This window comes from uncultured Ruminobacter sp. (genome assembly GCA_902764345.1).
In the GTDB taxonomy this organism is placed as follows: Bacteria; Pseudomonadota; Gammaproteobacteria; order Enterobacterales; family Succinivibrionaceae; genus Ruminobacter.
In genome coordinates, this window is record CACWVT010000002.1 from 62,106 (window position 1) to 88,998 (window position 26,893).

Genomic DNA, 26,893 nt, shown 5'->3' on the forward strand with positions numbered 1-26,893 from the left:
CTCTGTTCATTTCCATGAGTACGCGCTCATTTTTTTCAATAACCGTCAACCCCGAACGGAAACATTACGGCCGTGATTTTGTCTGTTACCGGCCGTATATTTGGAAATACGTCTTCTTTTCTATATAATGGTTCGGCAAAAATACTCCTTAACCATTAAATATCCGGTTTTCCGGACGGACAGGACACAACTCATGTTAGAATTTATCACTTCTCTGGCTGACTTTGTCAATGCCGCAGACGATTTCATATGGGGTATTCCCATGCTCGTCATGCTACTTGGCATCGGCATTTTACTGACATTAAATCTTAAGGTTCTGCAGGTTTTTCACCTGCCTGAAGCTCTCCGTCTGCTGTTCACTCCCCACAAGGAGCATCATTCAAAGCAGGGTGAAGTAACAAGCTTTGCGGCACTGTGCACGGCACTGGCCGCAACCATCGGTACAGGCAACATCGTCGGTGTCGCAACCGCAGTAGGTATCGGCGGTCCGGGAGCCCTCTTCTGGATGTTCGTTGCCGCTTTCTTCGGCATGGCCACCAAATATGCGGAATGTCTTCTTGCCGTAAAATTCAGGGAACAGGACTCAAGAGGTCACTTTGTGGGCGGTCCCATGTTTTACATCAAAAACGGCATCGGCCCGCGTCATGCGAAAACCGCAAAGGTTCTCGCTGTGCTTTTTGCGGTTTTCGGTGTTGTCGCCGCCTGTCTCGGCATCGGTACATACACTCAGATAAACTCCGTTGTTGAAGCAGCCAACCAGCTTCACTGCGACAGACTGTGGGTCACCGTAATCATTACGATTCTGACAATCATCATCACCTATGGAGGACTCAGAACCATTTCAAAGACCGCCCAGAAGGTGGTACCGGTAATGGGACTTGTCTACATCCTTACCTGCATTGCGGTAATAGTGCTTAACATCGGAAAGGTTCCGGATGCCGTTATGCTTATACTTGAATCTGCTTTCTCCACTGCCCCGGCCGTAGGCGGCTTTGCCGGGGCCACCATCATGATGGCCATGCAGAAAGGCGTGGCACGAGGCATTTTCTCAAACGAGGCCGGCCTCGGTTCCGCTCCTATTGCAGCGGCTTCCGCCAAAACAAATTCTCCTGTTGAACAGGGACTCATTTCCATGACCGGAACATTCATTGACACCATCATCATATGTATGCTTACGGGGTTAACACTGGTAATCACCGGAGCCTGGTGTTCCGATAAGACCGGCGTGGCCATGACCACCCTTGCTTTTCAGGGAACTCTCGGCAATGAAATCGGCCTCTACGTGGTAAACATCAGCCTTATGCTGTTTGCATTCACCACCATCATCGGCTGGAACTTCTATGCCGAACGCTGCATAATCTATCTTTTCGGGGTAAAGGGGGTAAAACCTTTCAGGTCTCTTTACATCCTGATTGTTGCCTCATACATTCTTATCGTATTGTACGTTGACATGAACAACGTTGCGGACAAAACGGCCATAAACACCATCTGGACCATTGCCGACCTTGCAAACGGACTCATGGCAATACCGAACCTGATTGCGCTGTTCATGCTGAGAAAAGTAATTTTCAGTGAAACAAAGGCTTTCTTTGCTGGAAAAAAAGAGAACGGTATTAGTACTGCTGAAAAGGCATAATGAGTCAACGGAAATTCTTCCGGAATTTCCTAAGAATTTCCATAACAGCAATATACGGGAACAAAAGTTCTCATTTACTTAAAATCAGGTGCCGTTCCTGTTTCAACAGGAACGGCACCTCTTTTTCAGGTTTTAGCCCTTACGCATCAGCAGAATGCGTGACAGCACGCATTATCTTCCTCCTCCCGGGAGCCCCCACTCAGTTCGCGTTACTCTGAGCAAGATTATATACATGAGCATCATCAGTAACGATCACTGAGCCCTTCAGAGAACCACCGCTAACCTGAGGCATTTCGGTGTAAAGACCGTTAAATTCAGTACCGCCGCTTACGTTTACTCCTGTATGTACGCTGTAGGTATCGGATCCGGCGAGAGCAGGAGAAGTTATTACGGCCAGGCTGTACGGTGTTTCCGGAAGTCTTGCGGCAAATACGGGCTCCCCTGAAGAGTTCATGACGGCCATTACCGTATTCTGTTCACCGATGTAGCCGTTTCCTATCACGAAGGTATTCTGTGTGGTGGTGTCGGCTCCGGTGCTTGCAAATTCCTTCTCGGAACCGCTGATGCCTATGGCAAGTCCGCCGGTAAAGGTAAGTTTACCATCGCAGTCAAATCCGTGTTCGGTTCCGAGAATGGATATACCAACAATCACACCGCCGGAAACATTGATGCTGCCGTTGGAATCAACGGCATCACCTTCGGTGGTGCGAAGATATATGTTACCGCCGCTGATGTTGATGTACGAATCATATTTGATGCTTGTGTTCAGTGCGTCATCCGCAGAATTGACGTTAATGTTTCCGCCTGAAATGACAAGTCCCATCTTGCCTTCAATGCCTTCCGGAGAAGCTGATTCGGTCTCGGTTACCAGAATGCCGTCCTCGTCATAGTACGTAACATCGTGCTGATCCTTGTCATCGTCAATTACTACGCCGGTGGTGGTGATATTGATGTCACCTCCGGAGATGGTAACTACCGGATTCGGGTCATCGGTGGTTTCTTCGGTCTCGGCATCCGTCTTAAGAGACCACTTGGCGCTCATTGCCTTACCGACGGTGTTAATGTTTATAACGCCGCCTTCGATATTAATGCCGCCGAGACCTGCTCCATCCTTGCTTTCATCACCTGAAACGATTATGCCGCGGCTCTGGCTGTTGGTGTGATTGCCGGTCCCCTCGATATTTACGGTTCCGCCGAACATGTCATAGCCGTTTTTGCTCTGTATACCGCTTCGACCGCTGTTTTTTACACCAATCTCCCCGCCGTATACGTAGATTCTGTTTTTGGCATAGATACCGTGCTTGTATGCAGAGCTGACATTAAGAATGCCGTCACCGCTGAATCTGAAGGTTCCTTTGGTAGCCATTACGCCGTTATCGTCGGAGCCCTTTGCCCATTTCTGGGTAAGAGCCGCATCACTTACGTCAACCGAAGAATCAACTGATGAATCATAGTAATCCTTGCCGTTTGAACTGCTGTAGCCGATGCCGAAAATGCGTCCGTCAGTAAGATAACTGGTTCCCTTAAGCTCAACAAAGGCAGTGGATGTCTTCGGACTTACGGTTATGGCCGGGTTGTTACCGCTCATGATATCGACGTTATTCAGCACGATTCCGAGTGAAGCCTTCTTGACGGCACTGATGTCAACAGTTCCCCTGCTTAATGTACCGGACAGCACATACTTTACGGTATCACGGCATTCCTCTGCGTTAACAGTTATGTATCCGTCGGAATCAGCGGTAATGACGATGCCGTCGCCGGCTGCAGTGTTTCCGTATTCAGCAATGGAGAAGTAGGAAACGTCGTCCGCGGACACGGTCATATCAGAAAGATTGATATAAACGGTTCTGTCGTATGACGGCACTGACGGATCAGCCAGATTATCACCCAGAACTCCGGTGTATGATGAGAAGAGATCCGCTTTTTCCGCAGGAGAGCCGTAAGAAGAGAGCTCATCCGTCTCTGTCGGATTGTCGCCGAATGAAACATCGGTTTTATCTGAGCTTACGCTTCCGTTACAGGCAGAAATGGAGGCGCTTATGACAAGTGCAAGAAGTGTTTTATGAAATGTATTTGGATTTAACATCTGACAATGATCCTTAATCTTTTTATCCCTTCACTGCCGTTAAAATCCGCCGGTTACGAATTCTGATTCACTTTTGAAAAAGGACTGACATGTTTAAACCGCCAGAACAATCCGAAAAGCCGAAGACGTCACATGCACCGGATCCTGAAACGACAGTCGGTCCCTATATGACATTATTCTGTCCCTGAATTAATATGCTATTTATCTAATATATTTTTTATAACTTATATATGCGGTATAAGTTTTATATAGCACATTTTAAATCATGACAGCCTAACTTGGCAGTACACACATTAACGCACACCTTTATTTATAACACATAGACAAATTCAGGCATGACATTAACAGCCAAAAATTGTAATTAATTTTCATATTATTTTCTATTATGATTGTATAAATTTAAAGGATTTGAGAAACACTTCAAAAATACAGTACCTCTGACGGAGAAAAACTAAATTTCTTCAACAGAAAAAACGGCTCGTACCGTTTTCCGGATTTTGCACTGCGTCAGAACACGAATGAACCGATCCGTTTACGGGACCGGCGAAAAAGACCTGATGGAATTTTAATGAAAATGGCAGAAAATACGGTGAAAATCCTGAATACAGGTTTTACTGCTTCTCGGTAACGGAACACTTTCCCTGGGAATATATGGTCGTCTCATCCCCGGCATCGGCGATGACAAAGTTTAAGGCAGAACCTTTCTTCATGGTTAAGGTTATTACGGTCTCGGTATCCGGCAGGATCATTCTGCTGTATTTCACCATGTCAAAGCATATGCCTTCGCCGTTAAGATTTACGCCGAAATACTTTTCGGCAAGAAAGGTTATGACATAAAGCTGTCCCACTCCGGGAAATATCCTCTGAAAATCAAAATGACCGTCAAACCAGTCCATTTTTCCGGAAAAAACGGCAGAAATTCTCAGGACGGAACCTCTTCCGTCCGGTGAACGGTCCTCACTCAGTTCCTCTTTGCCGAAATCAGGCAGATTCATGGTTAAAAGCCCTCTCAACTTTCCTATAGGCGATTTTACGGCTGTCGGTCAGCGGCAGCTCATCCGTTATTATAAACCTTCTCGGCACTGCAAGTCTCACCATTCCCCTGGAAAGCTCATTTCTGAGTCTGATGAAGAATCTGCCGGGAGTTTCGGCCGCATATGCCCTTTTGCCGTTTTCACTTAACACCAGCATGGCTCCGATAAACTCACGTCCGTTGTACTCATATTTAACCACGGCACACTCCCTGATGAACTCATGACCTGCCATGGTCTTCTCCAGTTCATCAAGACTCACCCTGTTGTCCTCCAGTTTGATTATTCTGTCACTGCGACCGAGAAGACTGAAGCTTGTCCGTCCGTCACGAACCGGGTTCAGACATATAACGTCACTGCCGGTGTACGGAATTCCGCCGTTTACGTGAGCTGCGGTTATTCTGATGAGCCCCGGGCCGTCGACAGGATTTCCATTCTCGTCAACAGCTTCGGCAACGGAGGTTTCAGGCACGCACCAGTCCTCCTCCGCAGTAACAGGATACCTGTATGCCATCACACCGGTTTCCGTGCTGCCGTAGATTTCAAGAAGAGGCGCGTCATATACCGTTCCGGCTTTGTCCAGCACGGGGAGATTCAGTCGGCCGCCTGCTGACATCATAAGATTAACCTTAACGGGACAGGACTCACCGTCAAGGCGTTTAAAAAATCCCGGATTGGATACGAGAAACAGATTTCTGCCGAATTTTTTTAATCTTATAAACTGTTCCTGATATTCAAGCATGTGCCCGTATACAGGTATTTCCGATATAACGGGAAGCAGGAAGCGGAACAGTACCCCGTAGGCATGAAAATTGGTGACGGTGGCTGCTCCCACGGTATTTTCCGCATATGAAGGAAGGATGAAGCCCCTGACACAGTCAATCTCGCTGTAGAAGTCTCCGAGCGTGCGCGGAACCCTCTTCGGAAGGCCGGTTGAACCTGACGTAAGTCCGGTGATGCAGAGTCTTGTCTCATTTAACGGATCACTCATGAAATCGGCAAGAACTGCAATAAAATCTTCCGGATTCCCCACCGCAAGTCCGGGAAACTGTTCAGAAAGACTGTCTCGAACCCCGGTTATGTCATTTCCTAAAAGAATGTCTCTGAGAATTCCCGCTGTTTCAGCCGTAAACGCATGAATTCCCTTTCTGCAGACATCCCCGGATTTCACGGAGCCGGAAAATCCGGCAACACTGGCGCAGCAGGCGGAACGGTACGCATCAAAAACCGCGGAAAGATCCGTAAGAGCCGGTTTGCTGACATCAGCATTCAGCGACTTTCCGGAAGCCTCATCATTATCCGTGAAATATTCGCAGGTTTCGTCATAAATCCGTTTTTCACCGAAAACACAGAGTGTTTTTTTCGGATCAAAAACCCTGAAGCCCTCTACCTGAAGGGTATTCGGCTGAATGATGTTTCTGCCCAGAAGCCATCCTGCGAACATGAGAGGCAGCATGACGGCCGGATTGTCGGTGGCAATCACGAAATCCCCGCAGTCAGTCCGTTCACGCAGAACCGCATGGCAGAGAAAGGACAGTGCAATGATATCCTTTCCAGAATACAGATACTCATCATCAAAGAACACGGTCTGATGATGAATGGAGGTATCGGCAAATACCGAAAAGAGAGTTTTCACGAAGACCTAAACCTTGCCTGATATAACCCTGACTATGTCACCTATGGTCTTAACGGCCTTAAAATCCTCAGCACTGAAACGGCAGCCAAGCTTTTTCTGCAGTTCGGCAACCATGTCAATGGCATCTATGCTGTCCATGTCCAAATCAGTAATAATGTTCGAATCCATGGTTATCTTTTCCGGCTCTATTTCAAAATTCTCAGCCACGATTTTCTTCAGTTCTTCAAAGATTTCACTTTCTGTCATCAGTGTCTTCTCCAATTAATTCTCACTCGTGTGCAGCATCGCCGCACCCGTTCCCTTTCCGGAACTTCAGTTATTTCTGCCGTTCAGACTCTATAAAGCTTACCAGGCTTGCAACCGAATAAAAATGCTGTTTAACATTTTCGGATTCGGGACTGATGCTTACCCCGAAAGTGTTCTTCAGTGCGAGACCGAGTTCGAGTGCATCAATTGAATCAAGTCCGAGACCGTCCCCGAAAAGAGGAGCATCAGTATCGATGTCTTCAGGTGTGATATCTTCAAGATTAAGAGACTCAATAATCATTTTCTTTACTGAAAGAGCCAAATCAGTGTTCATTCCCACTACTCCATGCTTTTTCTGTTATTTTCCGTAAAAGGACCGTTCCTCTGTCTGCTGAGAATACACGCCTGATAACGATGCAACTGAAAATTCTCCGCTGATTTCCGGGAAACGGAACCGAAACCTAATTAAAGCACAATCACGAAAACTATTCCACAGTGAACGCCGTAATATCAAACCCAGTCGGAAAAATTAGATTTTTTTGTCTATAAAAGCAACACCTTTACCGACGCAGTTCACGGCAGTGTCGGTATTCTTAATTCCGTCCGATCTGCCGTTTCACGTATTTTCTAATTATCAAGAACAACCCTGAACGTTACGCTGTCGGAATGTCCCGATTCATCCATGATACTCACGGTGTAGAAGCCTTCAGCTTCCGGAGTAAAGAACATTTCCTCAGTCTGCACTCCGTCATGCGACAGGAGTATTCTGCCCTCGCCGCCGGAATGGTTTATGAATATTCTGCCAAAGGCATCGGGAAGCACCGTATCACCGTTCTGCGGAAAATCTATGTGAAGGCCGTTTCTGTCGGTAATTCTGGAATCATCCGCAATCTCGGTCAAGGCATCCGGAGATGTACCGGAAAGAAGAGCACTGTCAATGTCAGGCCTGTTCATTGGCCGTGACGGCAGCTTGCCAAGTATGGAGAACAGCACCGGAGCGGCATCCCTGAATCCTGAATACTGATACAGTCCGGTAACGTTATCCGGGAATCGAATCGCCACGGCGACGGTATGATTCTCAAGACTACCTACCGAGAGGGCATCCGTAAATCTGCTTGAGGTTCCGGTCTTGTACGAAACGTCGGCGGCGTTCGGTGCCGTTGCCGGTCTGCCGGTTGATTTCAGAATATCAAACACGGCCCTGGCACTGTCAGCCGACATGAATCTTGCTGGTTCATGCAGTTTTTCACCGATGTACAGAGAGTAGTCATTAAGCATACCGTCTTCATTCAGCATGGCATAGAGCTTGGCAAGGTTTACCAGTGTTATGTCCGCACTGCCGAGAATAACGGAGTAGTCCGGCACCTTACTTCCAACATGCAGAATATTACCGAAACGGTTCAAGGAATTCACGAAATATCCGGGACCGATGAGTCCCAGAACCTCGATGGCGGGAAGATTAAGCGAAGAGGCCAGCGCCCTTGAGGCCGTTACCCTGCCGTTAAAGCGCCTGTCAAAGTTTTCAGGTCTCCATGAACCGAAAAGCTTTGATTTGTCATGAAGAACGGTTTGCGGATGAAGCTTCCCCTCCTCAAAGGCAAGTCCGTAGGCAAACGGCTTAAGTGCGGAGCCAGGAGATCTCGGCGAATAAGGAAGACACACCTCGGAAACACTCAGATCGGATGAGCCCAGAATTCCCGTGATCTCGTGAGTGGAAGCATCCAGCACCACGACTGACAGCACGGCACCGTCATTATGCTTTTCATGAAAACCGGCCGCTTCGTCATGAAGAACCTGCTGAATTTTCGGATCGATATGGGTGTAGATCTCCCTGAGCCCCGTAGTGGAAAAAAGCCTTACGGCAAGGGTTCTGGCGCTCTGACCTATTCCCCTGAGCTCCTTTGGCAGTTCATCGGCAGCAGAAGATTTCCAGACGTCGTCCCCGAAAACGCCCTTTTCACGTGAACTTCTTAAAACCTCGTTTATGTAATAAGCGGCAGCCTGCGGATGTCTGTCGGGTCTTATGTGCTCCGGAGCCCTTGGCAGTGCGGTAAGAAGTGCGGCCTCGGAAGGTGTCATCCTGTTCGGAAGATGACCGAACCATCTGAGCGACGCCGCCTTAACGCCTTCGGTATTTCCGCCGTACGGAGCAAGCGTAAGGTACCATTCAAGAACCTTCTCACGTCCGAACTTTCCCGTAATGTAGACCGCCTGAACAATCTCTCTGAGCTTGTTGAGATATGTTCTTTTTTCTTCGTGTCCGGCCAGCCTTTTAACCACCTGCATGGCAAGCGTGGAGCCGCCTGAGGTTACCCTGCCATTGGACAGATTTCCCTTTAAGGCCCTAAGCAGAGCAGGAAAATCGACGCCGTGATGGCCGTAAAAATTACGATCCTCATTGGCTATGAGCATCTTCAGATACAGAGGGCTCACCTCATCGGCAGTGGTGTAGAAACGGTATGAATCAGTATCCTCGGAAAGGGAATACCCTATAACGGAACCGTCGGAAGCATAGAGAACACGGGATCTTTTTTCAAGCACGGAGTAATCCAATTCATCTATGCATGAGGCGCAGAAAACGGCAGAGCCTGCAAAAAGAACGGCAAGAACAGCCCCGGCCGTCATCATGCGGTGCGCTGACGCCTTTCTGATTAGTTTACCGAATATTCCGTACAAAGCAGTGCTCATCCATTTTTACGATACTTCTGCTCCCGGAACACGGCTGACCGTCCGTCAGTGTGTTCAGGGAACAACAACGGCAACAATTCTAGCACGGAACGTCATTTTTTCCGTGACAGATGACTTAACTTAAAGCCAATGTCCGCATGAAACGTAAATCAGTACGCTTCGCGAGCGCCGTTACAATTTTAATCATACGTATGCGCTCCGGCTCATCACGTACCCAATGATGATACCTGTATCTCATTAGACCTGTTTTTTTTCTGTTAGAATTTTACGTAAAACCACGGTAACGGAGCGTTCATTCACTTTTAGCGTCAGACTGAATTTTATCCCGGCAAACCATTCCCGGGACAATTTGCCGGATGACACTCTCCCCGTCACGACAATACCCGTGATTTTCGGAATTATTATGACAGAAAAAACAAACTGGTTAAGAAAGCAATTAACAATCATATTCGCATCGGGACTCTTTTATTTTGCCATGTCGGTTCCGTTCATCGATTTTCTGCGTCTGTCCGAGACAACGGAAGTAAGACCATACTGCGTACTGCCGTTTCTGCTGTCCCTGGTTTACGGCTTTCCAGGGGCGCTCGGTACCGCAATAGGCAACATATTCTCCGACATGTATTACGGAGGCATGGACTATAAGATCTACATACTGGGCTTTTCCTTCCAGTTAATCTACGGTTATGGCGGTGCCATGCTGTGGAAATACCTGCGGCGCCGGGATCAGAACCTGTTCCGCATGGACACCGTAAAAAAACTTAGCCAGTACCTGATTCTTGTTCTCGGTGATTCCCTGCTCATTTCCGTGATGGTGTGGTGGACACTCAACAGATTCTACAATCTGCCGTTTTACGGCATTGGCTTCGTCAGCACTTTTCTTAATCACATCATATACTTCGTACTGCTGGGAATTCCTTTTCTCATCGGTTATTCCGCCCATATTCAGAAAAATGAACTCAGACGGCAGAACAGACTCCACACCTACATCTTCTCCATCAACGAGAAATTCATTCTGTTTCTGGTTCTGCTGGCCTCCATCACCGGGGTTATCATAGGATTCTTCGCCTTTGTGTTCTTCCGCGCTTACGACATATACGACAGCACACTTCTATGGGGATACGTATTCCTCATCAGCGGATCAGCCATCTACATCTGTCTGTGGCCGGGGCTTCTGCTCCTGCACTTTGTGGAAAAGTACGTCGCTTCACCGCTGGAAAGAATGGCCCGCATCGGTAACAACTTCGGTCTCAAGGAAAACATTCAGGATGAGGTAAGCGACATAAAGTCCGTAGTCGGCAAGTACTGCGATTATCCTTCCGAAACCGGAGCCCTTGCAAGATCCTTTAACACCTTTGCCGACAAGATTGACGAATACGTGGTAAGACTTACCAATGTCTCAAAGGACAGGGAAAGAGTCTCCACCCAGCTGAAAATCGCCAGGGACATTCAGCAGGGTGTGCTCCCTGCTCATGTTGATTTTCCGGAAATTGATCTGTATGCCGACATGAAACCTGCTCTTGAGGTTGCCGGGGACTTCTATGACTATTTCAAAATTGACGAGCACAGGTTCGGCTTTGTCATTGCCGATGTCTCAGGTAAGGGCATCCCGAGCTCCCTCTTCATGATGGCGTCTAAGATAATCATTAAAAAGAACCTGCTTTCCAACATGTCTCCGGGACAGGCCCTTACCCTGTCAAACAGGGAACTGTGCAGAAACAACCGTGCGGAAATGTTCGTCACCGTATTCTGCGGAATTCTGGATTTTGATACGGGACTCCTGAAATATGCCAGTGCCGGTCACGATCATCCGATTCTTGCCAGTGCGGGCAGAGAATTCAGGATGATGCAGAACAAAACAGGCTTCGTGCTCGGTGCCCTGGAGGAAATCAGCTATAGAGACGACGAGCTCGTTCTGGAAAAAGGTGATACCTTCTTTATATACACGGACGGAATTCCCGAAGCCACGGACAGCACTAAAGAACAGTTCGGCTTCGACAGAACCATTGACGTGCTTAACCGGAACAGAGATCGCTCCGTTTCGGAAATGTGCGAAGCCCTCCTTGCCTCCATAGACGAGTTCAAAGGTGAAGCGGACAGATTCGATGACATTACGGTAATGGCGTTCAGAAGAAAATAAAACTTGAGGATGATGTATGCAGTTTGAACAAAACTTTGCGAATGAAAAGGACAGTATTGACAAAATTCATGATTTTATCGAGCAGCACTGCATCGACTGCAGTATCGACTCCGCAAAAACTGTCAAGATAAACATATGTGCTGACGAAATAATCTCCAATATAGTCCACTACAGCAAAGCCCACCTGATTTCCGTAAAGGTAACCCGCGGCGACAATGCCATGGTCGTCATCTCCTTCACGGATGACGGAATTCCGTTCAATCCCCTCAAGGAAACAAAGGAGGTGGACACCTCCCTGCCTCCTGAAGAAAGAGGGATTGGAGGTCTCGGCGTTTTCCTTGTCAAAAAGATGATGAAGGAAGTCTCCTACCGCAGGGAAAACAATACAAACATCTTCACCATTGCCATCTGACCGAATGCATATACTGACGGACTCTTAAAAACTCTGAATTTGGGACAAAAGCCCGCAGTTTTTAAACAAATTGCCTACTGCTTCACTGCATGGGGAACATGCGAATGCTAAAATCTGCGTAAACATTTACCAGATTAGGTATTCTGAACGACCGACACATACAGACCTCAGCTGAAATTCAGGTTACGGTTAACATTGGAAACACAAAGCAGAATACAACGTAATATAAAGGAATGGGTTATGATACTTGAAGGAAGAATTGACAGCGCCAACGCTGAAGAATGGGAAAAGAAAATCAATGCGGGACTGCCAGAAGAAGGCGACTATGAACTTGACTGCGCCGCACTCAATTACATCTCATCAGCAGGCATACGCATCATCATCAGTCTCTATAAGACTCTTAGGGCCCGTGAAAACAAGCTGATACTTAAAGACGTCAGCGACTCCGTAATGCAGGTACTGGAACTTACCGGCGTATCCGAGTTTCTGACCTTTATTTAACGGTTCGCCGAATACGGCAGGCCGTATCCTCCTCTAATGAAAATTCCGCGGAATACATGTGTTTTCCGCGGAATTTCGTATATATTCATGCTTTTGTAAGGATTAGTTCCGTACGCGTTTCAGTTTCAGCATGATTCGCCATATGAAAGCCGGACAATTCAGTCCGGCTTCACCGTCATGGTGACAAATAATCATTCCTTCAGAAAGATCATCGTCATTCCGCAGCCTTTTCCATTTTTATGGCGCAGACCTTATACTCCGGAATACGTGCATACTCATCCAGCGCCGCATTTGTAAGAACATTTGCAAAGCCGTCGGCAAAATGGAACGGCATCCAGGTTTCTCCGACAGATACCCTGTCTCCAACTCTTGCCGTGGTAACTATGCTGCCGCGTCTTGAGGACAGCTTCACTCTGTCGCCTTCGGCAATGCCGAGCCTTGCGGCATCTTCGGTATTGACTTCAATGAATGATGCCCCTGCCTTTTCAACAAGCCCCTTTGTTCTTCCGGTCATGGCCATGGCATTATAGTGATAAAGAATGCGGCCGGTCATCAGAATAAACGGATATTCATCATCAGGAAGCTCCTGACTAGCACGGTAAGGTATTGGACGCAGCAGGCCGAGACCTCTGGTAAACTTTCCGACATGGAGTATCGGGGTACCGGGATGATTCTTGTCAGGGCACGGCCACTGCAGGGATTCTCCCGCATCCAGTCGCTTGTGACTTATACCGCCAAAGCTCGGGGTAAGTGACGCAATCTCATCCATGATTTCATCGGCACGAAGATACGGCTGAGGATATCCCATCCGGTTCATCAGGTCGGTGAAGATGTCGGTATCCAGACGCATTTCACCTTCAACGGTAACCGCCTTTCTCACCCTCTGAACACGGCGTTCCGTGTTGCTGAACGTTCCTTCCTTTTCGGCATAGCTGGTTCCCGGAAGAATGACGTCGGCATATTCAGCCGTTCTGGTTTTGAAGAGATCGCACACAACCAGAAAATCCAGACTTTCAAGGGCTTTTATCACATGTCCCTGGTCAGGATCCGACACCACTGGATCTTCCCCGAAAATAAAGAGTCCCCTAACCTCCTTTCTGACGGCAGCCGGGAACACGTCGGTGGCATGAAGCCCCGGCTTGCGGGAAAGTTTTACGTTCCAGGCCTTTTCAAACTTCTCCACGACGCTTTCATTGGTAACCTTCTGGTATCCCGGGAAATCCCCCGGAAGAGCCCCCATGTCACAGGCGCCCTGCACGTTGTTCTGACCGCGGAGAGGATTTACGCCGCACCCGCTTCTGCCAAGCTTACCGACAACCATGGCCAGATTGGAAAGAGACATTACGCCTTCGGTTCCTGATGAGTGTTCCGTTACGCCGAGACAGTAAATAATCGGTGCCTTCTTCGCCGTGGCGTACATTCTTGCAGCCTCACGCAACTGGTCGGCATCGATGTGGCAGATTTCGGCAACCTTTTCAGGAGTGTAATCCTTCACCATTTCCTTCAGTGCTTCAAACCCCTCGGTTCTTTCGCTGATGAACTTTTCGTCGGCAAGTCCTTCGCTGATGATAATGTTAATCATGCCGTTTGCAAAGGCAACATTGGTTCCCGGTTTAAGTCTGATATGAATGTCGGCCTCTCTTGAAAGTCTTATCTTTCGCGGATCCACCACGATAAGATGGGTTCCCTTCGAAACTGCCTGCCTTATCTGCATGCCGATGACCGGATGTGCTTCTTCAGGATTTGAACCCACCAGAAGAATAAGATCCACGTCTTCGGTTATGTCCGCAATCGGATTGGTCATGGCTCCGGAGCCCAGAGTCATGGCAAGTCCCGCCACGGTTGCGGAGTGGCAGACACGTGCGCAGTTGTCCACGTTGTTGGTGCCGAATGCGCAGCGCACCATCTTCTGCAGCATATAACAGTCCTCGTTAGGAGCACGCGAGCAGGCAAAGCCTGCCAGCGCATCCGCCCCGTATTCGGACTTAATCTTCCCGAACTTTTCGGCAATGAGATTCAGAGCCTCGTCCCATGTGGCCTGCTCGAACTCTCCGGTTTCCCTGTTTTTAATCAGAGGATGTCTCAGACGATCAGGAGAATGCACGAAATTAAAGGATCCGAAGCGTCCCTTCACACAGAGGAGTCCTTTGTTTGAAGGACCGTCTGCAGGATGAACGTCAACAATCTTGTTATCCTTGACCATGAGATAGAACTGACAGCCGGTGGCACAGTGCGGACAGGTGGTAAGCACCCTGTTCACGTTACCGGTCTGATATTTGCCCATGTTCTTTGCAACCAGTGCACCGGTAGGACATACGGAGGCACAGTTGCCGCACAGTTCACAGTCCGTATTCTTCCAGTCAGGGCCGAACGGTGCCTCGATATAGGTTCTGGTTCCGATCTTGGAGGCGTTGAGAACTCCGTTGCCGACACGGCGGCTGCAGACACTCACGCAGCGCTGACACCCGATGCACAGCTCAGGATAATAGGCAAGGAACGGATTGTCCGTTCTTGCCGGAAGCTTTGCGGTATCGGCCTCGTACGGATTGGCCTCTACCGTAGGCAGTTCAAGCTCCACCGCAAGCTTCTGCAGATCGCAGTCGCCACTCTTGGAACAGCTTAAACAGCGGACGGTATGATGAGCCAGCATAAGCTGCAGCACGAACTGTCTTGAAAGCTTCACCTTTTCGGAATCGGTTCTCACGGACATACCTTCCCAGACCTTGGTATTACAGGACGGGAACAGATGCGAATGGCCTTCAATTTCGACGACGCACATTCTGCATGCGCCTATTTCATTTACGTTTTTTAAATAGCACAGCGTCGGAATGTATATGCCGTTTGCCCTGGCGACCTCAAGTATTGTCTGATCCTTTGCGGCCTCATATTCGTGGCCGTTAATAGTAATCTTAACCTTCTCAGCCATTATAAAAGTCCTCCCTTCATGGTTCCGCTGCCGAAAACGTCACATCTCAGACACTTGCTGCATTCCTGCATTGCCTCCTCGTGTGACATGCTGTTCTCAACCGGACAGAAGCTCTTTTTTCTTTCCCTGGCTGACTTTTCGGTAAGGTTTACCCTGCCGTAATGACTGCGCATGTTACTCTTTACCTCCGGTATTTCTATGTTAAGACGGTAGGCATGATGGAACCCGAGATATTCGTCAATGTTGGCCGCCGCAACCTTGCCGGCACCGATTGCCATGATTGCCGTGGCCGGACCGCTTACACAATCTCCTCCGGCAAATACGCCCGGATGATCCTTTATGGCAGTGGTGCTGTCGGTCATCAGGGTTCCCCGCGGACTTACCCCGTAGGCGGCGAACGGTTCGGAAACGATGGCCTGACCTATGGCCATGAATATGATGTCGCACGGAATCTCGTACGGTTCCTTGTCGGCATCACGCACGGACGGCAGTCCCGTGTGCTCGTCATAGTGTCCGGTAATCTGAGGCTTGGTTATGAGTCCTACCACTTTACCGTTTTCATCTATTCTGATTTCGGAAGGTGCATACATGGTCATAAGTTCCACGCCTTCCTCAATGGCTCCCTGAATCTCTGAAGGAAGAGCCGTCATGTCAACCTGCCTTTCACGGACAGCAAGTGTCACGGATGCGGCACCGCAGCGGATTGCGGAACGGGCACAGTCCATGGCCACGTTGCCGCCGCCGATTACGACGACGTTCTTCCCCGTGAAATCCGGAAGCTCTCCGTGACCTATGCGGTCGAGCATTTCAACCGCGGATGCCACGTTCGGATTGTCATAGTTCTTAATCGGAATTACCCTGCCCTTCTGAGCGCCGATGGAGAGATAAACGGCGTCATATTCCTTTTCCAGCTGTTCGGCAGTGATTTCCGTACCTATCGGAGAATTGCAGCGCACCTCTATGCCGCCGACGGCCAGAAGAGCACTGATGTCCTGATCAAGACGATCCTTAGGCAGTCTGTAGTTTGGAATACCGTATCTTAACATGCCGCCGAGCTTTTCCTTGGCCTCATATATCACCACGGAATGCCCCATTCTCGCCAGAAAATAGGCACATGTCAGACCTGAAGGTCCGCCGCCGACCACGGCGATTCTCTTGCCGGTAGTAACGTTTCTCGGAGGAGTTGAAATCATATCCACCGGAATCTGATCCACGGCAAACTTCTTAAGTCCCCTGATATTGATGGCAGAGTCTATCAGTTTTCTGCGGCACTGCAGCTCGCAGGGTCTTTCACAGACGAATGCGCAGGCCGTCGGAAACGGATTATCCTCCCTGATAAGATTTATGGCATCGGCATAGCGCTCCGCACCAATCAGGGCAATATATCCCGGAATGTTGACGTTGGCCGGGCAGTTGTACATGCACGGAACCTTTACCGAAACATTGGCCTGACACTTGTGATGCTCAATGTGATAGAGATATTCGTCCTTGAAGTTTTTAATGTTCGCCAGGACCATGTAGGCGGCTTCATAGCCAATGGCGCAGTCCGCAGTATCCTTAATGGTCTGTGCCAGCCACAGCATGTCAACGTAAAGATCCATGTCGGCGGAGCCGTCCAGAATCTTCTGCATCATTTTTTCCAACTGCTCAAGTCCCTTGGCGCAGGGAACGCATTTACCGCAGGTCTGACTGCGTGCGGTACGCAAATATGCTATGTGAGTGGATATGCAGCAGACTCCCGGAGGATTCGCCAGAACCCTTTTCTGAAAGGTTGACAGAAAGCTGTTCAGAAGTTTGCTTCTCTGTGTATTTTTTAATTCCTGTTTTTTATACATTAGTCGCTCCATTTATGCCGCACCGCTCTGAACCGGCCTCCGTCATAATTGTGAGGTTAAAGGCCATCCGTTTCCGATTCTGCAGAATAACCGTGACTGCATTCGGTTCTTGATATATCGGGAAATCCGGATTAACTGTCCGTTCATGCATAATGCCGCAACACCGCCGTGTTCTTCGAAAATCCACATGCGTGACGTTATACTGACTAATCATTATACAGAGACGTTTTTTATGGGGTTTGACAGGGTTAAAAAAAGGGAAAAAGAATCACTACGGGATTCAATAAATTCAAGATATATCACTGTTTTTACGAAGCCGTTACCATGCATTTTTCAGAAAAGTTTTTTCAGGAAACGGCAGGAAAAGGATTCCAATGTATTTACCGGGAAAAAGCAAGCACGCAGGTGATGCCCGGAATGTCAGGAATGACCTCTTCTGAAGCTCTCAAGCTCCTCTGGGGTATTGATGTTTACGTAGTTGAAAAAAAACTCTTCCGGAACGTCGGCAGTACGGAAATCAGTCTGCGTGATGATGTTTCTGAGACGGTTGTTTCCCGTGCTTAAGGCATTCTCCAGGATCCGGCATACCCTGACCGAGTAAACGGCGGACACCGGCTGCCACACATCTCCGGTTACCGGAACCAGCACATCCTCACCGTTATAAAGGGACATCAGTCTTTTAGCCTCGGCAGCCGAAAAGTCCGGCATGTCACAGCCGACAAAAAGCACGGCATCAGCCTCGGTTTTACGAAGTACGGAAAGGATGCCTCCTGCCGGGCCGCACTCCGGATAATCATCAGTTACGGATTCAAAACCGTCAATCAGGTAATGCTGACTGACGTTTCGTGATACGTACCGGTACGGAAAGAAATCCAGACGTCTGCACAGCTTTTCCAGAAAGGTGGTGTCCGCATCATAGGAAAGTCCGGCCTTGTCTCTTCCCATGCGAAGTGATCTTCCACCCGCAAGAACCGCCACGCCAATCTTTCCGTCAAAGCCTCCTGACATTTCAGGTTTTACGTCATTCCGCATGAAATACCCCGTGTACCCCGCCTTCCTTGTGAAGCAGTCTGATGTCTCCAATCCTCATGTCACGCTGTACCGCCTTGCACATGTCATATACGGTAAGTGCAGCCACGGACACTGCCGTAAGAGCCTCCATCTCCACGCCCGTGGAGCCGCGGTTTTTCACGGTTGCCTCTATCCTTACGGCGGATTTTTCCTCATCAAGGGACAGATCCAGATTCACGCCGCTGAGCATCAGGGGATGACACATCGGAATTATGTCTGAGGTTCTCTTGGCTCCCATTATTCCCGCAATCTGGGCCACCGTAAGCACGTCCCCTTTTCTGACGCCGCCGCTCCGTATGAGCGAGAATGTTTCGGAACTGACATATACGTAACCTTCGGCCACGGCCGTTCTCGATGTGTCGCTCTTCTCCGAAACATCAACCATGTGACATCTTCCGTGTTCGTTAAAATGAGTAAAATCACCCATTTGAATTATCCTCCGATTCTTTTCATTTCACAGTTTATTCTGAGATTATCAGATCCGTCGCGATAGCTTGCGGGTTTGGAGGCTATCGCCCTGCGCAGGACATCCGCGGTATCCTTCACGCCGAGTCCCCGTATGCCGAACTCCCGGCTACCGAGAAGGCACGGCCGCACCCTGCCGTCAGAAAGCACCCTGATGCGGTTGCAGCTTTTACAGAAGCACGCCGTCATCGGTGAAATAATGCCGATGTTACCGGGAGATCCCTGACGGTGATACATCACCGCCGGACCTTCACCGTAATCCGGAATTTTTTCAAGATCGGGAAGAGCCCGGAATACCAGTTCCTTAGAAACAAAGCTTTTCAGATAGTCACTTCCGGTAAGTCCGAACGGCATCAGCTCTATAAAGCGAAGATCCACCGGAAGCCGTTCGGTAAGCTCCGCCAGTCTCCGGACTGCCTCCTCGCTGTCATTGACGCCGTGAAGAAGCACGGCATTGATTTTTACCCGCTTAAAGCCGGTCGCCACGGCTTTCCCGATTCCGTCCAGCACTGTTCGAAAACCGTCGATGCCGGTTATTTTTTCAAAAACGGCTTCATCGGCGGTATCAAGACTTACGTTGACGTGAGTGACGCCGGCATCGTACAGACTTCCGGCAAGACGCCCCAGAAAAAAGCCGTTGGTGGTAATACCGAGCTTTTGAGGATTCGCAACGGTCCTCACGGTCTCACAGATCTCCGAAATATCACGTCTTACAAGCGGCTCTCCCCCGGTAAGGCGAATTGCGGTACAGCCAATCTCGGACGCAGCCTGAGCAATCACCGCGATTTCGCGGAGCGAAAGCTCATCCGGAGCGGAACAGCCGTTCCGTCCCGCATGACAGTATAAGCATCTGAAATTGCATCTCTGGGTCAGCGAGAGACGCAGATAGTTAATCTTTCTGGAATATTGATCTTCCACCGTATTCCGCCTTCACTCAGTATCTTCCGAAGGTGCAGTTCGGATAATGACATGTCTCGCACCTCTGGCACAGTCCGCCGCATCCGAGTCTTATCAGATCATCCCGCGTGAATTTTCTGCCGGTAAAAATCTGCGGCAGCAGCACGTCCAGCGTGGTAACGGGAAGGGCTATGGCTGCGCCGGGAACTCCCAGCACCGTCACCTCTCCAAGGTAAGCCGTCAGAGTCATGTTCCCCGGCTGCGCCGGCATACCGTGGGAAAGAACGTCAGCTCCGAGCCGTCTTACGGCGGCTGGTGTCAGATCGTCGGGATCCACAGACATGCCTCCCGTGAATATCAGAAAATCCGCTCCCTTGGCGAGATAGTCTCCGGCAGCATCCGTAATCATTGAGACGTCGTCATCGCATAATGTTGCCCCCAGTATCTCCGCAGGATATTTTTTCAGTTTGGCTCTTAATACCGGCTCAAATCTGTCCCTGATCCTGCCGTGATAGACCTCGGATCCGGTAATGATGATGCCGACCTTCATTTTCCTGTAGGGCAGCACCTCAAAAAGACCGCGCTGTCCGCAGAGTCTCTCAGCTTCCAGTATGTTCTCCTCCTTCGTTGTCAGAGGTACAATCCTCATGGAGGCAAGCTTCATTCCCGGCTTTACCGGATAATGATTCGGAAGACATGACACGGTTACGTCGTCAATGTGATTCACTTCATCAAGGAGATCCGTATTCACGATAAAGAGACCTTCCCTGTCAGCAATCATTACGGTCTTTCCCTCTGAAGGACCTTCGTAATGAGTTCCGTCAGCCGCCGTAGCGGCGGCAAGTCTCAGTGCGCAGTCATCCTCATGAACCTCCCTTACGGATTCATCCCAGACGAACACGTGACGTTTACCTATATTTAAGAGATGCTCGACATCCTCTTCCCTGATGACGGCGTTTCTTTTGAACGCCACCCCCTTGAAACCGTCACGCATTTCGGTAATGTCATGACAGAGCTTCATGCCGACGGCATCCCTGACATCAATCTTTTTCATAAAAACATTTCATAAAACAGCCCCTTTCAGCACGAATGAACGGGGCATCCGTTAAATCATAAAACCTTCAAGCACGTCTCCGGCACGTACCGGACCGTGCTCCGCAGGAACAATCACCATGAGATTGGCTCCCGCCATACTGCTTATCACCGCATTGCCCTGACCGGCAGACGGTCTCATGCAGACGACTCCGTCCTCGATGCTCATTCTGCCTCTTAAGAGACGTTCACCTTTTGCCCCCTTTCCGAAATCACCGGTCATTCTGACCTTTATGATTTCCTGAAGACAGTTCCTTTCACCGGCATACTTTCTCAGAAGCGGACGGGCAATGCAGTGAAAATTCGTCATGGCAGAGGCCGGATTACCGGAAAGTGCCATACACGGCTTTTTTCCGGAAAAACCGTAGGCGCATGCCATGCCGGGCTTCATCTTCACTCCGCGGCAGAGAATGTTCACACCGGCTTTTTCCATCGCATCGGGAACCACGTCATAATCCCCGGCGGAGACACCTCCGGTGATGATTAGCGCGTCATATTCATTCATGCAGGCCTTAATGAGAGCTGCCGTCCTGTCAGTGTCGTCACCGACCGTGCCGGCGTATCCTGCTTCAAAACCGCAGCGGGCAAGTTCCGCAAGAAACATATGACGGTTTGTATTGTAAATGCTGCTGCCCTGAAGCGGCTCTCCCACCTCGACAAGCTCATTGCCGGTGCTTATCACGGCAATACGGAGCTTTCTGTACACCTCGGTCTCCGCATATCCCTGAGAGGCTAGCAGACCAACCACTCCGGCATCGGCGACGGTTCCCTTTTCAGCAAGAACGGTTCCCGCCTTTACATCCTCGCCTGCTCTGATTACATTGCGGTTGTACTCCAGTGGCTCCGTAATGGTCACGGTATTTTCGTCAAATACCGTTTTCTCATACATCTGCACGCAGTCGGCTCCTTCCGGAATCGGAGCCCCGGTCAGAATCTTCACGGCCTCGCCTTTGCCGAGTGCCCTGCCGGAAACATCCCCCGCCCTGGTCTCATATATGACCCTGAAGGTAACTGGACTGTCCTCCGAGGCACCTGCCGTGTCAGAGCTTCTGAACGCATAGCCGTCAAACGGAGATCTGTCATAATGCGGAATCATCATCCCGGCAACGACATCCTCGGCAATCACCCTGCCGAAAACTCCGGATATGTCCGCGGTTTCAGTATCGATAACTCCGGTTTCAGCGAGAAGCATGTCTCTTGTTTCCCGAAAGAAAAGTTTTTTTACCCCTTTCATTCTCATCTCCTCAAATATTTTCACGAAGAGGCATTACGGCATCATCCGGCACAAAAAGGCTTATCCTACTTCTGCCGTCATGATGCCAGCCGTCACCCGCGACCTGCCAGTAGAGAGGCAAATGGTCCCCGGAGCCTGCCGCTCCGAGCTCCACCGTTCGGCTGAACAGATTCTCCGTAACCCTGACAATGTCAAAATCATAAAAACGTCCGCACACGCCGTCAGGTCTTTCAGCCCTGAGATCGTTCATGCGGATTCCGGCAGCGGTAATCCCGGAAGTCTCGGTATTTTCAGGAAGCTCCCTGCTGATTCCCCAGGCCGGAATATGCAAAATTCTGTTTCCATCCACGGTTGCGGGAGCTATGTTCTTTACACCTGTCAGTCTGGCTCCGCACACCGTACGGGGATTTCTGAAAACTTCACGCACCGGCCCTGCCGTTTCGATCCTGCCGCCGTTCATTACGGCCACGCGGTCACTCAGTCTGTAGACCTCGTCACGGCTGTGGGATACCAGTATGACTGTTCTGCTGAAATCTCTCATGATGCCGTAAAGCTCATTCTCCACGGCAAAGCGCAGATGCTCGTCCAGTGCGGAGAACGGCTCATCCAGAAGGATTATCTCTGCCCCGTTAACCATGATTCTGGCGAGCGCCGTACGCTGCATCTGACCGCCGGAAATCTCCGAAGACATCAGATCGCACACGTCTGTCAGATGGAGTCTTTCGATAACCTCATCCGTCATCCGTCTTTTTTCGGCAGCACCGTATCCGCCTCTCACGGAGGTCAGAATGTTTTCCCGCACCGTCATGTTGGGAAACAGTGCATAATTCTGAAAAAGAAACCCCGTGTTCCGTTTCTGCGGAGGAATATTGATGCCCTTTTCCGAATCAAAAAGCACCCTGCCGTCCAGTACGATTCTGCCTCTGTCCGGCGTTGCCACGCCGGCTATGCAGCGCAGGGTCATGCTCTTGCCGCATCCTGACGCTCCGAGGAGTGAAGTAACGCCGTCACCGGCCTCAAATGAGACCTTCAGGCTGAAATTATCAAGCTTCTTTTCAATATCCACGGTAAGAGACATTTAAATCTTCCTCCTGCGGTTTTCCAGCATGTTCATAAAAAACAGCACCGTGAATGAAATAAGCAGATTGATGAGAACCCACTTCATTGCCAGCTCGTCATTCTCCGTGCGCCACAGCTGATACACGGTGGTGGAAACCGTGGCGGTTTCTCCGGGTATATAACCTGACACCATGCTGGTGGCTCCGTATTCACCGAGCGCTCTCGCAAAGGACAGCACCATGCCGGCGATTATCCCGGAACGGCACACGGGAAGCATCAGTCTCCAGAATATGAATGTTCCGCCGTGTCCCAGGGTTCTGGCTGCATCGGCAATGTTCGTGTCAAATGATTCGAAGGCCCCGCGACAGGAACGGTACATCAGAGGAAAACTTACGACCGAGGTGGCGATAACCGTTGACCACCAGGTCATGGTAAGCCTGATGTCAAAGGTATTCATGAAGAATTCCCCGAACAGTCTGTGAGGACCCAGTCCCCTGAGCAGCAGATAGCCTATAACCGTCGGAGGAAGCACCAGAGGAATCGTGAGAATCACGTCTAAAAATCCCTTGACCGCCCGCGGCAGTCTGGAAATGTAATAGGCGGCGGCCGTCCCGGCAAAGAAGATAATCACCGTAGAAATCAGGGCAATTCTCACCGAGTTGTATAACGGATAGAGATCCATTTCTTCCACCTGTCGTTTTCCTCCTCTGCAGGTTATCTGTCACCTGTCTTAAGTTCCGTTACGGAACTGTCTGAAACCGCCTTTTTTCCGTCACCGTCATCAGCCGGAGCCGGTTTAATGACGGTAAACCCGGCCTCCTCAAAGACTGAAGCGGCATCAGGGCTCTTCAGGTACTCAACCACGCTGCGGGCCTTATCCGCATGTACGGACTGCTTCAGCACGGCCACGGGATAAATCACCCGGCCGACAATCCCGGTATCCGCCTCGTCGACGGCGGCAAGTCCTGCAGCCCTTGCATCGGTTGCATAAATGATCCCCGCATCTGCGGTACCTTCCCTTACCTGAGAGGTAATTTCCTTAACGTTGCTTCCGAGGGTAACGCTGCCAGATTCATAAAGATCCGCCGGCTTCATGCCGTAATAATCAAAAAGTTTCATGGCATACTGTCCTGCGGGAACATCCGAATTTCCCACGGCAAGAAGCAGGCTGCGGCTTCTGACGGCTGCGGGAAGTTCCTCAAACCCTGCAACTTTCTTCGGATTCCCGTCGGCAACGGCAAGCACCAGTCTGTTCTCCAGAAGATCGGTACGGGTATCTCTCAGTACATATCCGCCTTCGTCCGTATCAAGCTGATTCATCTGCTTAGGTGATGCTGACATGAAAATGTCACAGTATGCCCCTTCGGTTATCTGGGTTTTGAGTGTTCCGGATGAATCAAAGCTGAATACGATGTCCGTATCAGGATGTGCCTTTTCGTATTTCTTCTCAATGGCGGAAAGTGTTTCCGTCATTGATGCCGCCGCAAAAAAGGTTATCCTTGTTTTCTGAAAATCCGCACCGGCGGAAGCTTTCACAGCCTTATCATCGTCACCGTTCCCGCATCCTGCGGCAAGCTGCAGCAGAAGAGCCGATGAAATAAGTAATGATGTTTTCCCAATATTAAAAAAAGTATTTCTAATCATAAGTCAGATACCGTAGTCCGTTAAATGCCCGACCATACACCACAAAAATTCCGTACAAAACGGAATCCGTAAGGCATCACCTCCTTCCCGTGATAATGCCTTCAGTACGCAGTTATCCTATGAAGGACCACATTCGCCGTCTCTGCAGAGAAGGATGTTAAGACCGTGCTCAAGCTGAGACAGACAGACGTCAAGACATTCCCCGACGGCTTTTCTGCTGCCCGGAAGATTTACTATGAGAGTTCTGTTTCTGATGACGGATACTGCTCTTGAGAGCATGGCTCTCGGGGTTATCTTCATGGATTCAGCACGAATGGCTTCGGCTATTCCGGGAGCATTGCGTGTGGCCACGGCCATCGTAGCCTCCGGAGTCACATCCCTTGGCGCAAACCCCGTGCCTCCGGTGGTAATGATGAGGTTAACCCCCACCTCATCCGCAAGCCGTATGAGTTCTCCCTTAAGACGTTCCTCATCATCAGGAAGAAGGAGATACTCGACAATCCTGTAGCCTTCAGCTGACAGACGTTCTCTCAGTAACGCCCCGCTCAGATCCTCCCGCAGGCCTGCGGCCCCCCTGTCGCTTAAGGTTATTACGGCAGCCGTAAGCGGTTCGTAATCCGTGATCATGACCCTGTCTCCCTCTCTGATTACTCCGCCCCTCAGAACTCTGGCGAATATTCCCTCACGGGGCATTATGCATTCCCCCATTCTTTTGAAGATGTCGCAGTGACTGTGACACTTTTTGCCTATCTGGGTTATTTCAAGCAGGCATTCACCGATTTCAAGACGCTGTCCCGTGGACAGAGTCTTAAGATCGTCAATGCCGTCAATGATGAGATTCTCGCCGAAGGCTCCGGGCTGAACGCCTGCGCCCTTTTGGTTGAAATCGCTGATTGCGGCTCTGGGCAGCAGACTTATCTGGCGGTGCCAGTTGCCGGCATGGGCATCATTTTCAATCCCCCAGTCCGCAATAAGTCTTGCTTCCGCAACCACGTCTTTGGCAGTTCCCCTGCGGGGACTGATACAGATACTGCTGACAGTACCGGTTATGGTGTTCATTGTTAGTCTCTTTAAATTACTGTATGTTATGTTTTTTTATTATATTATTCCGGTGTCATTTTTCTTCCGGACATTCCGCAACGTGCTTTCTGCATCCCCGGCAGAAGTTTCGGCAGGACTCGGGACGCGGAAGTCTTCCGACGGGAAGAATCAGATCCGGAACATTTTTTTCGGCCATGAAAACCAGCTTTTCCAGCCCCTCATCCGTAAGTGCGCTTAAAGCAGGAAGTTCCCCGACGGAATACTGGGTATCAGCCAGAACCCCGGCAACGGCAAAGGTTTTTTCCGTAAGACGGTCAGACAGTTCACTCATGCTTCTGAGACACACGATGCGCGGAAGATTAAATTCATAGCCGCCTTCCACTATGCAGAAATCGGGGTTGCAGAAACTCATAATGGAAAGTGTTCTGTCAATGTCCTGACCACCCGGAAAAATAAAATCCGTCTCATTTCTGCCAAAGGCCGCCACCACGTCCGCTCCCGCCGCAGCGTGTCTTGCGGTATTTGACTTAGCGTTTCCGTCAAGGCTGAAGACCGGACAGTTAATGCACTTTACGGTGCCGACACTGTAGCCCTTCTGTTTAAGTTTTCCTATGAGACGTTCAACGGTTGTGGTTTTACCGGATTTACGCACTCCGACAATCTGAAAAACCTTCATGACAGAAATTTTCCTCCCGTGGCGTGACATACGGCAGACATGCCGTCAGTCCGCCCTCTGCTCCTCCGAATATTAGCGTAATTCATCACGTGCCGCATTACGGTTATCGGCTATTTTTGACATTGCACTGAATTTTTACCGCGGTTTGCGGCAAATACGTGGCGTCAGCACGTTTTATCTTACTTTTAAGTTTATCCGGGAGGCTTTTCGCCCAAACAGAAATCCGGGAATCCCTAATGCGGATTTTCCGAGTGCTGTCACCGTATTGCAGTACGTTAAGGTTGATGTGAAGCATTCTCTGTCTTATACTAACCGCCATTAATCGGTGCGGTTATGGCAGGATATTATTTTGGACAGAATTGTATATGACATTGCGGTAATAGGTCTGGGACCGGCAGGTTCCACCTTTGCAAGACTGGTCGACAGCCGAAAACTCAGGGTTAACAACTGCTTGACTAAATCTATAAATAGTTTATAACATATTTAAAATAGTTATAGGTTTATTTGTAGTGAATAAGATTATTTCAATTGGACAGGCTGCTAAATTGCTTGGTGTTCATGTTCAGACTTTACGTAACTG

Annotated in this window: 23 protein-coding genes; 5 read left to right on the top strand and 18 right to left on the bottom strand. The window is 49.6% G+C overall.

The window, feature by feature from the left end; genetic code table 11:
• The first annotated feature begins 205 nt into the window (after nt 1-205).
• Nucleotides 206-1,636 carry a sodium:alanine symporter family protein gene (locus QZU58_RS00635; protein ID WP_294493859.1) on the top strand — a complete coding sequence of 477 codons (1,431 nt, stop codon included), beginning with the start codon at nt 206-208 and terminating at the stop codon, nt 1,634-1,636.
• Between the two features lie 199 nt (nt 1,637-1,835).
• Here QZU58_RS00635 and QZU58_RS00640 read toward each other — a convergent pair whose 3' ends face one another.
• From QZU58_RS00640 to QZU58_RS00665, 6 genes are all read right to left on the bottom strand, one after another.
• Entirely contained in the window at nt 1,836-3,722 is a 1,887-nt protein-coding gene (locus QZU58_RS00640; RefSeq protein WP_294493805.1) for a carbohydrate-binding domain-containing protein, read from the bottom strand.
• Nucleotides 3,723-4,333: 611 nt separating this feature from the next.
• Nucleotides 4,334-4,717 carry a hypothetical protein gene (locus QZU58_RS00645; RefSeq protein ID WP_294493808.1) on the bottom strand — a complete coding sequence of 128 codons (384 nt, stop codon included), beginning with the start codon at nt 4,715-4,717 and terminating at the stop codon, nt 4,334-4,336.
• Nucleotides 4,704-6,389, bottom strand: coding sequence for an AMP-binding protein (locus QZU58_RS00650; protein WP_294493811.1), 1,686 nt, complete (start codon nt 6,387-6,389; stop codon nt 4,704-4,706). The genes QZU58_RS00645 and QZU58_RS00650 overlap by 14 nt, the downstream gene beginning before the upstream one ends.
• A gap of 6 nt (nt 6,390-6,395) precedes the next feature.
• Complete coding sequence (locus tag QZU58_RS00655; protein ID WP_294493815.1) at nt 6,396-6,635, bottom strand: acyl carrier protein; 240 nt, start codon at nt 6,633-6,635, stop codon at nt 6,396-6,398.
• Nucleotides 6,636-6,705: 70 nt separating this feature from the next.
• Nucleotides 6,706-6,969, bottom strand: coding sequence for a phosphopantetheine-binding protein (locus tag QZU58_RS00660; RefSeq protein ID WP_294462198.1), 264 nt, complete (start codon nt 6,967-6,969; stop codon nt 6,706-6,708).
• Nucleotides 6,970-7,262: 293 nt separating this feature from the next.
• Nucleotides 7,263-9,323 carry a transglycosylase domain-containing protein gene (locus QZU58_RS00665; protein ID WP_294493818.1) on the bottom strand — a complete coding sequence of 687 codons (2,061 nt, stop codon included), beginning with the start codon at nt 9,321-9,323 and terminating at the stop codon, nt 7,263-7,265.
• 403 nt (nt 9,324-9,726) lie between these two features.
• Between QZU58_RS00665 and QZU58_RS00670 the strand changes: the two genes are divergently transcribed.
• The 3 genes from QZU58_RS00670 to QZU58_RS00680 all read left to right on the top strand — a co-directional run bounded on the left by QZU58_RS00670 (nt 9,727) and on the right by QZU58_RS00680 (nt 12,373).
• Complete coding sequence (locus QZU58_RS00670; RefSeq protein WP_294493820.1) at nt 9,727-11,460, top strand: PP2C family protein-serine/threonine phosphatase; 1,734 nt, start codon at nt 9,727-9,729, stop codon at nt 11,458-11,460.
• Between the two features lie 16 nt (nt 11,461-11,476).
• Nucleotides 11,477-11,872, top strand: coding sequence for an ATP-binding protein (locus QZU58_RS00675; RefSeq protein ID WP_294462192.1), 396 nt, complete (start codon nt 11,477-11,479; stop codon nt 11,870-11,872).
• Between the two features lie 195 nt (nt 11,873-12,067).
• Complete coding sequence (locus tag QZU58_RS00680; RefSeq protein ID WP_294462190.1) at nt 12,068-12,373, top strand: STAS domain-containing protein; 306 nt, start codon at nt 12,068-12,070, stop codon at nt 12,371-12,373.
• 214 nt (nt 12,374-12,587) lie between these two features.
• On the opposite strand, the gene fdhF is transcribed toward QZU58_RS00680, so the two are convergent.
• The 12 genes from fdhF to QZU58_RS00740 form a co-directional block, all read right to left on the bottom strand.
• Nucleotides 12,588-15,299, bottom strand: coding sequence for a formate dehydrogenase subunit alpha (gene fdhF, locus QZU58_RS00685; protein WP_294493823.1), 2,712 nt, complete (start codon nt 15,297-15,299; stop codon nt 12,588-12,590).
• Nucleotides 15,299-17,134 carry an NAD(P)-binding protein gene (locus tag QZU58_RS00690; RefSeq protein ID WP_294493826.1) on the bottom strand — a complete coding sequence of 612 codons (1,836 nt, stop codon included), beginning with the start codon at nt 17,132-17,134 and terminating at the stop codon, nt 15,299-15,301. Before QZU58_RS00690 ends, fdhF begins: the two co-directional genes overlap by 1 nt.
• 420 nt (nt 17,135-17,554) lie before the next feature.
• A complete protein-coding gene (locus tag QZU58_RS00695) occupies nt 17,555-18,166 on the bottom strand; it encodes a molybdenum cofactor guanylyltransferase (RefSeq protein WP_294493829.1) in 612 nt (203 codons plus the stop codon).
• A complete protein-coding gene (gene moaC, locus QZU58_RS00700) occupies nt 18,156-18,632 on the bottom strand; it encodes a cyclic pyranopterin monophosphate synthase MoaC (protein ID WP_294493832.1) in 477 nt (158 codons plus the stop codon). The genes QZU58_RS00695 and moaC overlap by 11 nt, the downstream gene beginning before the upstream one ends.
• A 5-nt stretch (nt 18,633-18,637) precedes the next feature.
• On the bottom strand, nt 18,638-19,588 hold the full coding sequence (gene moaA, locus QZU58_RS00705) for a GTP 3',8-cyclase MoaA (RefSeq protein ID WP_294493835.1): 951 nt from the start codon (nt 19,586-19,588) through the stop codon (nt 18,638-18,640).
• A gap of 16 nt (nt 19,589-19,604) precedes the next feature.
• The gene (locus QZU58_RS00710) at nt 19,605-20,621 is read right to left on the bottom strand and encodes a molybdopterin-binding protein (RefSeq protein WP_294493838.1); all 1,017 of its coding nucleotides are present in this window, start codon (nt 20,619-20,621) and stop codon (nt 19,605-19,607) included.
• Nucleotides 20,622-20,672: 51 nt separating this feature from the next.
• Nucleotides 20,673-21,893 (bottom strand): gephyrin-like molybdotransferase Glp, encoded by a 1,221-nt coding sequence (gene glp / locus QZU58_RS00715; protein ID WP_294493840.1) that lies wholly within the window; start codon nt 21,891-21,893, stop codon nt 20,673-20,675.
• Nucleotides 21,894-21,903: 10 nt separating this feature from the next.
• Entirely contained in the window at nt 21,904-22,971 is a 1,068-nt protein-coding gene (locus QZU58_RS00720) for an ATP-binding cassette domain-containing protein (protein WP_294493842.1), read from the bottom strand.
• Complete coding sequence (gene modB / locus QZU58_RS00725) at nt 22,972-23,634, bottom strand: molybdate ABC transporter permease subunit (RefSeq protein ID WP_294493863.1); 663 nt, start codon at nt 23,632-23,634, stop codon at nt 22,972-22,974. It lies immediately after the preceding gene.
• A 32-nt stretch (nt 23,635-23,666) separates the two neighbouring features.
• Nucleotides 23,667-24,596, bottom strand: a complete 930-nt coding sequence (gene modA / locus QZU58_RS00730; RefSeq protein ID WP_294493845.1) for a molybdate ABC transporter substrate-binding protein — start codon at nt 24,594-24,596, stop codon at nt 23,667-23,669.
• Nucleotides 24,597-24,713: 117 nt separating this feature from the next.
• Nucleotides 24,714-25,655: an MOSC domain-containing protein gene (locus QZU58_RS00735; RefSeq protein WP_294493847.1), complete on the bottom strand. Its 942-nt coding sequence runs from the start codon at nt 25,653-25,655 to the stop codon at nt 24,714-24,716.
• Nucleotides 25,656-25,710: 55 nt separating this feature from the next.
• A complete protein-coding gene (locus tag QZU58_RS00740; RefSeq protein ID WP_294493851.1) occupies nt 25,711-26,313 on the bottom strand; it encodes a molybdopterin-guanine dinucleotide biosynthesis protein MobB in 603 nt (200 codons plus the stop codon).
• A 349-nt stretch (nt 26,314-26,662) separates the two neighbouring features.
• Between QZU58_RS00740 and QZU58_RS00745 the strand changes: the two genes are divergently transcribed.
• Nucleotides 26,663-26,791 (top strand): hypothetical protein, encoded by a 129-nt coding sequence (locus QZU58_RS00745; protein WP_294493853.1) that lies wholly within the window; start codon nt 26,663-26,665, stop codon nt 26,789-26,791.
• Nucleotides 26,792-26,893: the final 102 nt, after the last annotated feature.

Coding starts and splice junctions, on each gene's coding strand:
- QZU58_RS00675 (WP_294462192.1), top strand. CDS start 11,477: ATGCAGTTTGAACAAAACTTTGCGAATGAAAAGGACAGTATTGACAAA.
- QZU58_RS00735 (WP_294493847.1), bottom strand. CDS start 25,655: ATGAACACCATAACCGGTACTGTCAGCAGTATCTGTATCAGTCCCCGC.
- modB (WP_294493863.1), bottom strand. CDS start 23,634: ATGGATCTCTATCCGTTATACAACTCGGTGAGAATTGCCCTGATTTCT.
- modA (WP_294493845.1), bottom strand. CDS start 24,596: ATGATTAGAAATACTTTTTTTAATATTGGGAAAACATCATTACTTATT.
- QZU58_RS00655 (WP_294493815.1), bottom strand. CDS start 6,635: ATGACAGAAAGTGAAATCTTTGAAGAACTGAAGAAAATCGTGGCTGAG.
- QZU58_RS00690 (WP_294493826.1), bottom strand. CDS start 17,134: ATGTATAAAAAACAGGAATTAAAAAATACACAGAGAAGCAAACTTCTG.
- QZU58_RS00660 (WP_294462198.1), bottom strand. CDS start 6,969: ATGAACACTGATTTGGCTCTTTCAGTAAAGAAAATGATTATTGAGTCT.
- glp (WP_294493840.1), bottom strand. CDS start 21,893: ATGAAAGGGGTAAAAAAACTTTTCTTTCGGGAAACAAGAGACATGCTT.
- QZU58_RS00645 (WP_294493808.1), bottom strand. CDS start 4,717: ATGAATCTGCCTGATTTCGGCAAAGAGGAACTGAGTGAGGACCGTTCA.
- QZU58_RS00720 (WP_294493842.1), bottom strand. CDS start 22,971: ATGTCTCTTACCGTGGATATTGAAAAGAAGCTTGATAATTTCAGCCTG.
- QZU58_RS00670 (WP_294493820.1), top strand. CDS start 9,727: ATGACAGAAAAAACAAACTGGTTAAGAAAGCAATTAACAATCATATTC.
- moaC (WP_294493832.1), bottom strand. CDS start 18,632: ATGGGTGATTTTACTCATTTTAACGAACACGGAAGATGTCACATGGTT.
- fdhF (WP_294493823.1), bottom strand. CDS start 15,299: ATGGCTGAGAAGGTTAAGATTACTATTAACGGCCACGAATATGAGGCC.
- QZU58_RS00710 (WP_294493838.1), bottom strand. CDS start 20,621: ATGAAAAAGATTGATGTCAGGGATGCCGTCGGCATGAAGCTCTGTCAT.
- QZU58_RS00640 (WP_294493805.1), bottom strand. CDS start 3,722: ATGTTAAATCCAAATACATTTCATAAAACACTTCTTGCACTTGTCATA.
- QZU58_RS00665 (WP_294493818.1), bottom strand. CDS start 9,323: ATGAGCACTGCTTTGTACGGAATATTCGGTAAACTAATCAGAAAGGCG.
- QZU58_RS00740 (WP_294493851.1), bottom strand. CDS start 26,313: ATGAAGGTTTTTCAGATTGTCGGAGTGCGTAAATCCGGTAAAACCACA.
- QZU58_RS00695 (WP_294493829.1), bottom strand. CDS start 18,166: ATGCGGAATGACGTAAAACCTGAAATGTCAGGAGGCTTTGACGGAAAG.